Annotated in this window: 7 protein-coding genes; 2 read left to right on the top strand and 5 right to left on the bottom strand. The window is 67.2% G+C overall.

The window, feature by feature from the left end; genetic code table 11:
• The first annotated feature begins 44 nt into the window (after nt 1–44).
• Nucleotides 45–3,617 carry a 5-oxoprolinase/urea amidolyase family protein gene (locus F9Z44_RS15050; protein ID WP_159607480.1) on the top strand — a complete coding sequence of 1,191 codons (3,573 nt, stop codon included), beginning with the start codon at nt 45–47 and terminating at the stop codon, nt 3,615–3,617.
• A gap of 28 nt (nt 3,618–3,645) precedes the next feature.
• Nucleotides 3,646–5,484: an allophanate hydrolase gene (gene atzF / locus F9Z44_RS15055; protein WP_159607482.1), complete on the top strand. Its 1,839-nt coding sequence runs from the start codon at nt 3,646–3,648 to the stop codon at nt 5,482–5,484.
• A gap of 43 nt (nt 5,485–5,527) precedes the next feature.
• Here atzF and F9Z44_RS15060 read toward each other — a convergent pair whose 3' ends face one another.
• From F9Z44_RS15060 to F9Z44_RS15080, 5 genes are all read right to left on the bottom strand, one after another.
• Nucleotides 5,528–5,680: a hypothetical protein gene (locus F9Z44_RS15060; protein ID WP_159607484.1), complete on the bottom strand. Its 153-nt coding sequence runs from the start codon at nt 5,678–5,680 to the stop codon at nt 5,528–5,530.
• A gap of 135 nt (nt 5,681–5,815) precedes the next feature.
• Entirely contained in the window at nt 5,816–6,904 is a 1,089-nt protein-coding gene (locus tag F9Z44_RS15065) for an alpha/beta fold hydrolase (protein ID WP_159607486.1), read from the bottom strand.
• Nucleotides 6,905–7,024: 120 nt separating this feature from the next.
• Nucleotides 7,025–8,551 carry a cryptochrome/deoxyribodipyrimidine photo-lyase family protein gene (locus F9Z44_RS15070; protein ID WP_159607488.1) on the bottom strand — a complete coding sequence of 509 codons (1,527 nt, stop codon included), beginning with the start codon at nt 8,549–8,551 and terminating at the stop codon, nt 7,025–7,027.
• Between the two features lie 153 nt (nt 8,552–8,704).
• Nucleotides 8,705–10,090: a group II intron reverse transcriptase/maturase gene (gene ltrA, locus F9Z44_RS15075; protein WP_159606150.1), complete on the bottom strand. Its 1,386-nt coding sequence runs from the start codon at nt 10,088–10,090 to the stop codon at nt 8,705–8,707.
• Nucleotides 10,091–10,561: 471 nt separating this feature from the next.
• Complete coding sequence (locus F9Z44_RS15080; RefSeq protein ID WP_159607490.1) at nt 10,562–12,514, bottom strand: DEAD/DEAH box helicase; 1,953 nt, start codon at nt 12,512–12,514, stop codon at nt 10,562–10,564.
• Between the last annotated feature and the right edge of the window lie 315 nt (nt 12,515–12,829).

Raw genomic sequence — 12,829 nt, forward strand, 5'->3', positions numbered from 1 at the left:
CCCTTCGCAGGACGGCCTGCCCTCTTCGATCCAAGGTTCCCCCCATGTTCAGCAAGGTCCTGATTGCCAACCGAGGCGCCATTGCCTGCCGCATCATCCGCACGCTCAAAACCCTGGGCGTGCAGAGCGTGGCCGTGTACTCCGAAGCCGACGCGCAGGCCCGCCATGTGCGCGAGGCCGACGAGGCTTACCTGCTAGGTCCAGCCCCAGCGGCCGAGAGTTATTTGCGCGCCGACCGCATCCTGCAAATCGCCAAAGACTGCGACGCGCAGGCCATCCACCCCGGCTACGGTTTTCTCTCCGAGAACCCGGCGTTTGCCGAAGCCTGCGAGGCTGCGGGCATCGCCTTCATCGGCCCCGCGCCCGAGCAGATGCGCGCCTTTGGCCTCAAGCACACGGCGCGAGATCTGGCCGAGCAGCGCGGTGTGCCGCTGCTGCCGGGCTCGGGCCTGTTGACCGATCTCGCACAGGCGCAGAGCGAAGCCTCGCGCGTGGGTTTCCCGGTCATGCTCAAGAGCACGGCGGGCGGCGGCGGCATCGGCATGCGGCTGGTGTGGAACGCGGCCGAGCTCACCGACGCCTTCGACTCGGTGGGCCGCATGGCACAGGCCAACTTCAAGGACGCGGGCCTGTTCATCGAAAAATACGTGGAGCAGGCGCGGCACATCGAGGTGCAGGTGTTTGGCGACGGCGTGGGCGGCGTGATCGCGCTCGGCGAGCGCGACTGTTCGGTGCAGCGGCGCAACCAGAAGGTGATTGAAGAAACGCCCGCGCCGGGCCTGAGCGACGCACAGCGCAGCGAGCTGCACGCCACCGCCGTGCGGCTGGCGCAGGCGGTGAACTACCGCTCCGCCGGCACGGTGGAGTTTGTGTACGACGCGTCCACTGGCGAGTTCTATTTCCTTGAAGTGAATACGCGCCTGCAGGTGGAGCACGGCGTGACCGAGCAGGTGTGTGGCGTGGACCTGGTGGCGTGGATGCTGCAACTCGCGGCCGGCGATTTGCCAACTTTGCACACGCTGCAACCCACGCCACAAGGTGCGTCGATCCAGGTGCGGCTGTACGCCGAAGACCCGGCGAAAAACTTCCAACCGAGTGCAGGCCTGCTCACGGAGGTGGTGTTTCCTGCAGACGCCCGCTTGGACAGCTGGGTGGAGCGCGGCACCGAGGTGCCCGCCTGGTACGACCCGATGCTGGCCAAGCTGATCGTGACCGCCGACACGCGCGAAGCAGCGCTGAAAAAGATGGAAGACGCGCTGGACGCCACGCGCCTGGCCGGCATCGAAACCAACCTGGGCTACCTGCGCCAGGTGGTGCGCGACCCGGTGTTTCGCACCGGCAAACAGGTCACGCGTTTTCTCTCCACCTTCGCCTACCGCCCGGCCACCATCGACGTGATCGAACCGGGTGTGCAGACCTCGGTGCAGGACTGGCCGGGCCGCCAAGGCTACTGGGACGTGGGTGTGCCGCCCAGCGGCCCGATGGACATGCATGCCCACCGCGCGGCCAACGCGCTGGTGGGCAATACGAGCGACGCGGCCGCGCTGGAGATCACGCTGGCCGGACCCACGTTGCGCTTCAACACCGCCACGGTGGTGGCCGTGACGGGTGCGCCAGCCAAGCTGACGCTGAATGGCGAGGCCGTGCCGATGTGGCAAGCCATTCAGGTGCCCGCTGGTGGCCTGCTCGCCGTGGGCCGTTGCGAACACGGCGTTCGCCTCGCGCTGGCGGTGGCGGGTGGGCTCGACGTGCCGCTCTACCTGGGCAGCCGCAGCACCTTCACGCTGGGGCAGTTTGGTGGGCATGCGGGGCGGCATTTGCGCACGGGGGATGTGCTGCACCTCGCTGATCCAGTTCGGGCTGAGCTCCCTTCCGTTCGGGCTGAGCCTGTCGAAGCCCAGCGCGCGCAAACCCTTCGACAAGCTCAGGGCGAACGGCTGGAGGTCCCCGAGTACACACACCACTGGGACATCAAGGTCCTTTACGGACCACACGGCGCACCCGACTTCTTCACGCCCGACGACATCACGATGTTCTTCGGCACCGACTGGAAGATCCACCACAACAGCAGCCGCACAGGTGTTCGCCTCATCGGCCCCAAACCCCAATGGGCGCGCACCGACGGCGGCGAGGCGGGGCTGCACCCGTCCAACATCCACGACAACGCCTACGCCATCGGCGCGATCGACTTCACCGGCGACATGCCGGTGATCCTCGGGCCCGATGGCCCCAGCCTGGGCGGCTTCGTGTGCCCGGCCGTGGTGCTGCACGACGAACTGTGGAAGCTCGGCCAGCTGCGCCCCGGAGACACCGTGCGCTTTCACCGCCAGGCCGGCTCGCCAGCGAGCCCCGTGCTCGACGACCGCGCGGCGCAAGGCGACCGCCCGCGCCGCGTGATCCGCCAGGCCGGCGACCGCTATGTGCTCATCGAGTTCGGCCCGCTCACGCTGGACCTGGAACTGCGCATGCGCGTGCAGGCGCTGCTGCACGGCCTGAAAGCACGGGAACTGAAAGGAGTGATCGACCTCACCCCGGGCATCCGTTCGCTGCAGGTGCACTTCGACCCAACCCTGCTGCCGCGCGACGCGTTGCTCCAGATCATCAGCGAGGCAGACGACGCGCTGCCGCCGGTGGACGAAATGGTGGTGCCCTCGCGCACCGTGGTGCTGCCGCTGAGCTGGGACGACCCGCAGACCAAGCTGGCCATCGAGAAGTACATGCAGTCGGTGCGGCCCGATGCGCCCTGGTGCCCGAGCAACATCGAATTCATCCGCCGCATCAACGGGCTGGACTCGATCGAGGACGTGTTCAACATCGTGTTCGATGCGCGCTATCTGGTGCTGGGCCTGGGCGATGTGTACCTGGGCGCGCCGGTGGCAACTCCCTTGGACCCGCGCCACCGCCTCGTGACCACCAAGTACAACCCGGCGCGCACCTGGACGCCAGAGAACGCGGTGGGCATTGGTGGCGCCTACCTCTGCGTGTATGGCATGGAAGGCCCGGGCGGCTACCAGTTTGTGGGCCGCACGCTGCAGATGTGGAACCGCTGGCGCCACGGCGCGCCGGGCACGCCGTTCGAGCAGCCCTGGCTGCTGCGCTTTTTCGACCAGATCCGCTTCGAGCCGGTGAGCGAAGACGCGCTGAAGACCATCCGCGCCAATTTCCCGCACGGCGGCCACGCGCTGCGCACCGAAGACGGCACGTTCAGCCTCAAGGACTACAGGCGCTTCCTCAACGAGAACGCCGAGAGCATCACCAGCTTCAAAGCCAGGCAACAGGCCGCGTTTGAAGCCGAGCGCGATCGCTGGGTCGCCGCCGGGCAAAACGACTTCAGCAGCGACGATGCGGCGGCCAGCGCGGGTGTGGCCGACGAAGTCGACCTGCCCGAGGGCGGGCGCCTGCTGGCCACCAGCGTGCCGGGCAATGTGTGGAAGGTCTCCGTGAGCGTGGGCCAGCAGGTGCAGGCCGGCGACGTGCTGCTGGTGATCGAGTCCATGAAGATGGAATTCAACTTGCTTGCACCGGCCAATGCCACGGTGCACAGCCTCATGTGCGCGCAGGGCGGTGCGGTGTCGGCCGGGCAGAACGTGCTGGTGCTGATCGACGAAGCCGTCTGAACTGTCAGAACAACAACGGAGTGTTTCCATGTCCTTGAACCAATTGTCTTTCGACCTCGCCAGCCTGCAAGCCGCCTACCGCAGCGGCACCACCGTGCGCGCGGTGGTGGCCGAGTCGCTGGCGCGCTGCCGCACCGACACGCACCACGCCTTCATCCATGTGCTGACTGACGCCGAGGTAGCGCCCCACGTGGCCCGGCTCGACGGCGTGGACCCGGCCAGCCTGCCGCTGTTCGGTGTGCCGTTCGTGATCAAGGACAACATCGACCTGGCCGGCGTGCCCACCACCGCCGGCTGCCCCGAATTTGCCTACACGCCCACCGAGAGCGCCTTCCTCATCCAGCAGCTCATGGCGGCTGGTGCGGTGCCGGTGGGCAAGGCCAACCTCGACCAGTTCGCCACCGGGCTCAACGGCACCCGCTCGCCGTATGGCGCGTGTCAGAACGCGTTTGATCCGGACTTCATCTCGGGCGGTTCCAGCTCGGGCTCGGCGGTGTCGGTGGCCAAGGGCTGTGCCACGTTTTCGCTGGGCACCGACACCGCCGGCTCGGGACGTGTGCCGGCTTCGTTCAACAACCTGGTGGGCCTCAAGCCCACGCTGGGCCTGCTCTCGGGCACGGGCATGGTGCCGGCCTGCCGTTCGCTGGACACGGTGAGCATCTTTGCGCTGACGGCGGGCGACGTGCAGGCCGTGCTGGGCGCTGCGGCGGCGTTTGATGCGAGCGACGCCTACAGCCGCGCAGCCCAGCCCTTCGGTGTGGATTTTTCTTCGGGTGATTTCCGCTTCGGCGTGCCGCGCGCGCAAGACCTGGAGTTCTTCGGCAACACCGCCGCGGCGCAACTGTTCGCCACGTCGGTGGCGCGGCTCAAAGCGCTGGGCGGCACGCCGGTCGAGGTCGACCTCACGCCGTTCCTCGAAGCCGCGCGCCTGCTCTACGACGGACCGTGGGTGGCCGAGCGTTTTGTCGCCATCCAGGACTTCATCAACGCGCAGCCCGAGGCCGTGTTTCCCCCGGTGCGCACCATCATCGAAGGTGGTCGAGGCGTGACCGGCGCCCAGGCTTTTGCAGCGAGCTACCGCCTCAAGGCGCTCAAGCGCGCGTGTGATGCCGTGTGGAACAGCATCGACTGCCTGCTCACCCCCACCGCCGGCACCCTCTACCGCATCGCCGACATGCAGGCCGATCCGATCCAGCTCAACTCCAACCTGGGCCGCTACACCAACTTCATGAACCTGCTGGACTACAGCGCGGTGGCCGTGCCCTCGGGCTTTCTGGAAGGCGGCCCCGCGCAAGGCCTGCCCTGGGGCGTGACGCTGGCGGCGCCCGCGTTCAAGGACATCGCGCTGCTGCGCCTGGCCGACCGCTTCCACCGCGCCGAGGCCTTCACGCTGGGCGCCACGCCCACACCGCTGGCCAGCACCCCCGCGTGCACAGGCCTGCCCTCGGGCGAGGTGGGCGTGGCCGGCAGCGGCACCGTGCGCGTGGCAGTGTGCGGCGCCCACCTCTCGGGCCTGCCTCTGAACCACCAGCTCACCTCGCGTGGCGCGCGCCTTGTCGGCAGTCCACATTCGGCCCCCGACTACCAGCTGCACGCGCTGGCTGGTGGTCCGGTGCAGAGGCCCGGCATGGTGCGCGTGGCCGAGGGTGGCTCGGCCATTGCGCTGGAGGTGTGGGAGCTGCCTGCGGCCCACTTCGGCAGCTTCGTGGCGGGCATCCCGGCACCGCTGGGCATCGGCAAGGTGAAGCTGGCCGATGGCAGCGAGGTGCCCGGGTTCATCTGCGAGGGCATCGGCATCGCGGGTGCCACCGACATCACGCGGTTCGGCGGCTGGCGGGCCTGGCTGGCAGCGGGCGCGCCGCGCTGAAGCGCGGGTCGTTCACACGCGCATTGGACAGGCGACGCGGTTTTCAATAGTAAGGAACGACACGGTTGGGCCGCTCCGCCTGGCGGCACGCCGACTGCCACAAGGACAGCAGGGCGCGAACGATGCGCGATGTGGCCGGCCGGATGGCGACAGCGGTGTGCGTCGCCTGCTCGACGGGAAAAGACAGTTGAGCCATGTTGACCTCCAGAACGGATGCATTCCGTGAGGTCCATTGCACCGGAGAACGGCACGGCTGGCGCGGGGCAGGTGTCCCGGGACCGCGCCGGGTCGGCGCGCAAACCAGCCTGGAAACCGGGACGGGTGTCCCGCGTCAGCGTGGCAAGGGTGCGCAGCCAAAGCCGGCGTCGCGGGCACGCACGATGGCCTGGGCACGGGTGTCGGCATCGAGCTTGGCAAACACCGACGACACCTTGTTGCGCACGGTTTTCTCGGACAGCCCCAGGTGGGCCGATATCTGGAGGTTGTCCAGCCCGTGCGCCAGAAGTTCGAGCAATTCGCGCTCGCCCGGTGTCAGCGTCGGGAACGCCGTGCGGGGGGCCGCCGCGCGGTGGTGGGTTTGCAGAAAGTCCTGGATCTCTGCGAAGCAGCTGGCGAAGGCGGGCTCACCGTGAAGCAGCACGTGGTTGCGGCTGTCCAGCGGCACGAAACGGGCACCGGGAATGACACCCGCCAGGTGTCGCCCCTCTTCAAAGGGCACGCGGGCGTCGCCCCGCGCATGCAGCACCAGCGTGGGGCAATGGACCCGGGCGGCCAGCTCACAGACATCGATCTGACCGAAGGCCGCCACCATCTGCGCCGCGTGCACCGGCGTGCACGACAGGCGCTCCAGTTCGTTGAACCAGCTCACCTGTTCGGCGCTGCCGCCGGGAATGAAGAGCGAGGTGAACACCTGGCGAAACGCCGGGTTGTCCTGGCCCCATCCCAGCTCGATCAAGTCAAGCATCAGCTGGGCCTGCTTGCGTTGCTCGGGGGTTGGGTTTCTCTGAAGCGGTCCTCGGGCATAGCCACCGAGCAGGACGAGGCAGCTGACGCGCTCGGGGTGGCGCGCCGCATAGGCCAGCGAGATGGCCGCTCCCTGCGAGCAGCCGAAAAGGGCAAAGCGCTCCAGCCCGGCGGCGTCCACCACCGCCTCCAGGTCAGACACCCAGGCATCGAGCGAGAGGGGCGTGCGTGCCGCGTCGGACAGGCCACAACCACGACCGTCATAACGCAGCAGCGTATGGCCCTCGCTCAACTCGGTGATCCAGGGTGCCCAGACAGGGCTGTTCAGGTCGAAATCGAGGTGGGTGAGGAAATGGGCCGCGCGCACGACGGCGGTGCCTTGCCCGGTGGTGGCGAACGCAATCCGCGTCTGGTCTGCCGATGTGCAGAAGCGGATGGATTGGGACAATCGGGCCATGGCTGCATGGTAACGGGCAAGGGTCATGGTCACCTGCACATGGGTCAGGCCGGCGGAGTCGAGCCCGCTAGCGCGAACGGCTGCCGATGCACACCAACAAAATGCGCGTGGATCCGGACATCAAAAATCCAGCGTGGCCTGCGCGGGTGCTTCCACGTTGCGCGGTTTTGAGAGGTTTTCCGCGCTGCGGTTGCGCGAGCCGTGGCGCTTGACGATGGCGCCTTGCACCGCCGCCACGGCCGGGTCGGTGCGCAGGGTGTAGACGCGCTCTTTGGCAGCGCGCGTGGCCGACTCCAGATCCACCAGCGGCACGGCAATGTCCCCGCCCACCACCACGCCACAACGGGCCTGCAGTTCGGGCGGCATCAGCCAGGGCTGGAACAGCCAGGTGTCGGGCACGCGTTGCATTGCTGGCAGCCAGCGGCGCACGAAGTGGCCGTGCGGGTCGTGGTCCTGCGCCTGTTTGATGGGGTTGTAGACGCGCGTGGTGTTGATGCCGGTGGTGCCGCTCTGCATCTGCAGCTGGCTCCAGTGGATGCCGGGTTCGTAGTCGATGAACTGGCGCGCCAGCCACTCGCCCACCGGGCGCCAGTGCAGCCACAGCGGGTAGGCTGCCACCGACACCAACATGGCGCGCATGCGGAAGTTGATCCAGCCGGTCTCGCGCAGCATGGCCACGCAGGCGTCCACCAGCGGCCAGCCGGTGCGTCCATCCATGAGCGCCTGCAAATGCGCCGGGTTGTGGTCGTGCTCGCGCAGACCCTGGTAGCCGGGGTGCATGTTGTGGTGTTCGATGGCGGGCTCGGTCTCCAGCTTCTGGATGAAGTGGCAGTGCCAGTGCAGCCGGCTCATGAAACCTTCAAGCCCCTGGCGCTGGCGAGCGGGGAGCATGGGGTCGTCCAGGCGGCTGCGCGTGGCCTGCACCACTTCGCGAAGACTCAGGCAGCCCCAGGTGAGGTAAGGCGAGAGGCGCGAACACGCGGTGGGGGCGGAGAGCGGCGAGGAGATGCCACCGCGGTAGCTCGCGCTGCGCTCGTTCAGGAAACTCTGCAACACGGCCACGCCTCGCGCGCGGCCGCCGCGTTGGCGCTGCGGTGGTTCTGGTGCGGCCAGACCCAGCTCGTCGGCGCTCGGCCAGAGGTCAGCGAAGCGCGGCACATCGGCCGCTTGCAGCTCGGGCACGGGCGCGGGCTCGGCGTGCATGAGTTGTTCCCACTGCCGCACCCAGTGTTGGCGTTCGCGCAGGCCGCGCACCACGCCGAACTGGCGGAACTCGCGCCACGGCAGGGCCTTGGCGGCGCACCACTGTTTCACACGCAGGTCGCGCTCAAAGCTGGCGGCGTTACCGGTTTCTTCGTGCGAGAGCAGTTCGAGAAAAGGGGCTTGCCGGTGCAGGCGTTCGAGCACTTCCACCGCGTCGCCCACCGCGAGCTGCAGCCGGCCGCCGAGGTGTTTGAGCTCGGCCTGCAAATCTTTCAGGCTCTCCTGCACAAAGCCGAGGTGCTGCCGCGCGGCATCGGGCTGGCGCCACAGCGCGGGCTCCAACACGTAGAGGCACAGCACCGGCCCCAGGCGCGCGCCCTCGGCCAGCGGCGCGTGATCCCACACCCGCAAGTCGCGCTTGAACCAGACCACCCGATACGTCATCGGAGGATTCTGATTCGTGTGAAGCCTTGTTGCGTGGCTGGGGGCTTTGCCGTTGTGGCGGTGCGATCGGCATAGGGGGCCTCCATATTCGGAGGCACCCCTGCCACACCACCCGGCGTGCGGGTCCGCACCGGGCGGTTCGAGAGCTTGAGGTCAGGACAGCCTTGGCATTCCCAATCGGTCGAAGTACGCAATGGTGAGTACGGTCTTGAGCAGCCGGTCACTGTTGCGCCACCAGCGGCGGCTGTTGCCAGCCACTTGTAGCGCCACGTTTTCCCTCGCCCCAAGCGCCTTGAGCTCCCGGTAGATCGGCCGCGGCCGCTTCCAGTGCTTGAGCTGGATGGCCCGCAGCCGGTGGCGCAGCCACTCATCCAGCTCTCGCCAGACTTTGGGCGTTTGCGCCATCTCGAAGTACGCCTTCCAGCCCAGCAGATAGGGCCGCAACTTCTCCACCACCTCGCCCATGCTGCGCCCGCCCGAGCGGCGTGTGAGCTGCCGCACCCGGGCCTTGAAGGTCTCCAGTGCCTTCTTTGCGACTGCACATTTGACTTCTCCTCCCTTGCTCACCCACAACGCATACCCCAGGAACTTGCGCCCGAAGGCGCTGGCCACCGCGCTCTTGGCTTCGTTGATCTGAAGCCTCAAACCGGTGTACAGCTCCCGGAGATAGGCCATCACCCGCTCCCCGGCTCGTCTGCTGCCCACGTAGACGTTGCAGTCGTCGGCGTAGCGCGCGAAGCTGTAGCCCCGGGCCTCCAGCGCCTTGTCCACATCGTCAAGCAGCACGTTGGCCAGCAGTGGCGAGAGGGGCCCACCTTGCGGCGTGCCCAGGTGGCGATCAACCACCACCCCGCCATCCATGATCCCAGCGTTCAGATAGGCCCGAACCAGCCGGATCACTCCAGCATCGTCGATGCGCTTTCTCACTCGATCGATCAGGATGTCGTGGTTGACCCGGTCGAAGAACTTCGTCAGGTCCACGTCCACCACCACGCGCTTGCCCGTTTGCACGTACGCCCGCGCGGCCTTGACCGCATCGTGCGCCCGCCTGCCCGGACGAAACCCATGGCTGTGATCGCTGAAGGTGGGGTCGATCAGGGGTTGCAGCACTTGCAGCAGTGCCTGCTGGATCAGTCGGTCCAGCACCGTGGGGATGCCCAGCTCGCGCTGGCTTCCATCCGGCTTGGGAATCATCACCTTGCGTACCGGGCTGGGCCGGTAGTGCCCTGCCAGCAGCTCTTGGCGGATGTCGGGCCAGTGCTGGCGGATCAGCTGGGCGGTTTGCTCGATGTCGAGCCCGTCCCCCCCGGCGGCACCCTTGTTGGCCCTGACCCGCTTCCAGGCGGCTTGCAGGTTCTGTCTCGTCAGCGCCACTTCCAGCAGGCCACCAGTGCCCGCCTTCGGCTGTGCCGACCCTGTGTGCGGGTGCTCAAGGAGCGGGCCGCAGGCTTCGTCGCTGATGAGATCGCGCACGGCTTCACCGTACGCTACGCCCACCCGCCCGGATCGCTCCAGCATCTGACGCATGGCCTTTGACATCTCCTTGTCCTCGCTCACTCACTCTCGTTCGGTCCTTCGCTCTTGCCTTCTGGCCTCATCGGCCCCGGCGCCAGCTACTACGACCTATGCTGACTTCTCGCTCCGGCAGAGCCGTCTTCCTTTCAGAAACAAGGCGAGATCTCCCCAGGTAAGAACGCACACCTTCAGCGCACAACCGCCGCATCTACGTCGCCTCGCCTTTGGTCACAAGAGCTTCGTGGTTTCTGGCCCACTCGCCCTGCTCGGCAACGCCTTCTATGCGGTTCTTGTTCATCGGCTCGCGCTTTACGCTCCACGCTTCCTTCCCACGCTCGGTCGCCCTCACGCAGTTGCGCTTCACTTTGCTCACTGTGACCAGCTCGCAGCGGGACTTGCACCCGCAGGTGGGCGCCCATGCTGGGCGCACCAGACGAAAAAAAACCAGACCCGAAGGTCTGGTTTTTTTGTCAGGCTGTTGAGGCCTGAATGCATTTAACGCGGGCTGCGACGGGCCATCGGGCGCGACGGTGCGCCTTCTGGTCGGCGCGGTGCGAATTCACCGCGCATGGCGCCGCGCTCTGCGTTGCCACGGTCGCTGAATCCACCCCGTTCAGCACCGCGATCACCACGGTCACCCATGGGCTTGTCGCTGCGGCCGAAGCTGGAAAAACCACCGGGCTTGGGGCCGAAGCCAGGGCGCGCGGGGGCGCGGTCGGCAAAGTTGCGGCCTGCCGCGGGGCGCGTGTCGGGGCGGTAGCCACCGGCGTCACCACGGTTGTCGCCGCGATCACCAAAGCGGTTCTCGCCGCGGTTGTCAAAGCGGCCTTCGGGGCGCTGCGGCTCGGCACGGCCTTCGAAACGCGGGTCAAAACGCGTGCCGGGACGGCTGTGGTCGACGCGAGGCGCTTCGTTGCGGGCTTCGAAGCGCGGCGCGGGGCCACGGCGGTCGTTGCCACCGAAACGATCGTTGCCGCCAAAGCGGTCGTTGGAGCGGCCCGCTGGGCGGCCACGGCCAAACGCTTCGTTCTGCGGCGCGCGCTGGCGCGGCTCGAGGCCGGTCACGGTTTCCACGTTGATGCGTTGGCGCGTGTAAGCCTCGATGTCGAAGATCTTGCGGCGATCGCGCAGCTCGGCGAACGTGACGGCCAGACCGTCGCGGCCAGCACGGCCGGTGCGGCCGATGCGGTGCGTGTAGTCCTCGGCCTTCATCGGCAGGCCGAAGTTGAACACGTGGGTGATGGTGGGCACGTCAATGCCACGGGCGGCTACGTCGGTGGCCACCAGGATCTGCACCTGGCCGGCGCGCAGTGCCATCAGACGGCGGTTGCGGATGCCCTGGCTGAGTGCACCGTGCAGCGCCACGGCGGCAAAGCCGGCCTGCTGCAGATCGGTGGCGAGGCCGTCGCACTCAATCTGCGTGCTGCAGAACACCACGGCCTGGTTGATCGACGTGTCGCGCAGCCAGTGGTCGAGCAACTTGCGCTTGTGATCGGCGTTGTCGGCCCAGAACAGCACCTGCTTGATGTTGGCGTGCTGCTCTTGCGGATTGTCGATCTGCACCTTTTGAACGTGCTTGCCGTTCTCGTGCATCACGCGCATGGCGAGCTGCTGGATGCGCGGCGCAAACGTGGCGCTGAACATCATGGTCTGGCGGCGCTGGCTGGTGAGGTCGTTGACTTCGGCCAGGTCGTCAGAGAAGCCCAGATCGAGCATGCGATCGGCTTCGTCCACCACCAGAAACTGCACCTGGTCGAGCTTGAGCTGCTGCGAGCGCTGCAGATCCAGCAGACGGCCGGGGGTGGCGACGACGAGGTCGGCGTTCTGCAGCTTGGCGATCTGCAACTGGTAAGGCATGCCGCCCACCACGTTGGCCACACGCAGGCCACGGCAATGGCGCACCAGGTCGATGGCGTCGTTGGCCACCTGCTGGGCGAGTTCGCGCGTGGGGCACAGGATCAGGGCGCCGGGGGTGGCGGCCTTGAAGTTGCGCGAGCTGGTCGGGTCCTTGCGCTTGGGCGCCTTGGGTGGCGCTTCGCCGCGGGCCAGGGCTTCGGCGGTCAGGCGCTCGCGCTCGGCGCGTTCTTTGGCGTCGGCATCGGCGCGCTGCTGCAGCAGGGTGTGCAACACGGGCAGCAGGAAAGCGGCGGTCTTGCCGCTGCCGGTCTGGCTGGAGACCATCAGGTCGGCAAAACGCGCTTCACCCTGGGCCAGCATGGCCTTGGGGATCACGTTGTTCTGCACCTGGGTGGGCTGCACGTAGCCGAGGTCGGCACAGGCTTGCACCAGCTCGGGCGCCAGACCCAGCAGCTCAAAGCCGTTGGGGCCTGCGGGCACTTCGGGTGCTGCGGCCTCGACGGTGTCGGTGGTGGAAATGATCTCTGCGTCGGTGTCGGCGGAGAGGGTTTCAGGCGTGAATTCGCCCATCGTTTCAAAAGAGTCGCTCATGTTCGTCCATGCGCAAAAAAGCGCAATTGATCGAATGAAGACGCTGGGAAGGACAGCCGACCCGCAAGGGGGTGGCCGCTCCATGGCGCTAGATCCGTTCGTGGTTACAAAACATCAACCATCAAACGGTCTACGCGCCTGGGGTCAACCTGGAAAGTTCCGGTGACGCTGGGAGCGAATGGTCCCCATCCGTTGGCCTGGCTCCGGGGAGTCGGGCGGGTGATGCGATCTTTTTGGAGAACCGCGCCACCGATGCAATCGGGGGGCCTGTGTGTGAGGCAGATGCACAAATCATCGCAGTTGTCTGCGAAGCCG

Origin of the sequence: Hydrogenophaga sp. PBL-H3 (assembly GCF_010104355.1) — a bacterium.
In the GTDB taxonomy this organism is placed as follows: Bacteria; Pseudomonadota; Gammaproteobacteria; order Burkholderiales; family Burkholderiaceae_C; genus Hydrogenophaga.

Excerpts from the sequence above, each read along its gene's own strand:
- F9Z44_RS15050 (WP_159607480.1), top strand. The coding sequence starts at position 45 with ATGTTCAGCAAGGTCCTGATTGCCAACCGAGGCGCCATTGCCTGCCGC.
- atzF (WP_159607482.1), top strand. The coding sequence starts at position 3,646 with ATGTCCTTGAACCAATTGTCTTTCGACCTCGCCAGCCTGCAAGCCGCC.
- F9Z44_RS15060 (WP_159607484.1), bottom strand. The coding sequence starts at position 5,680 with ATGGCTCAACTGTCTTTTCCCGTCGAGCAGGCGACGCACACCGCTGTC.
- F9Z44_RS15065 (WP_159607486.1), bottom strand. The coding sequence starts at position 6,904 with ATGGCCCGATTGTCCCAATCCATCCGCTTCTGCACATCGGCAGACCAG.
- F9Z44_RS15070 (WP_159607488.1), bottom strand. The coding sequence starts at position 8,551 with ATGACGTATCGGGTGGTCTGGTTCAAGCGCGACTTGCGGGTGTGGGAT.
- ltrA (WP_159606150.1), bottom strand. The coding sequence starts at position 10,090 with ATGTCAAAGGCCATGCGTCAGATGCTGGAGCGATCCGGGCGGGTGGGC.
- F9Z44_RS15080 (WP_159607490.1), bottom strand. The coding sequence starts at position 12,514 with ATGAGCGACTCTTTTGAAACGATGGGCGAATTCACGCCTGAAACCCTC.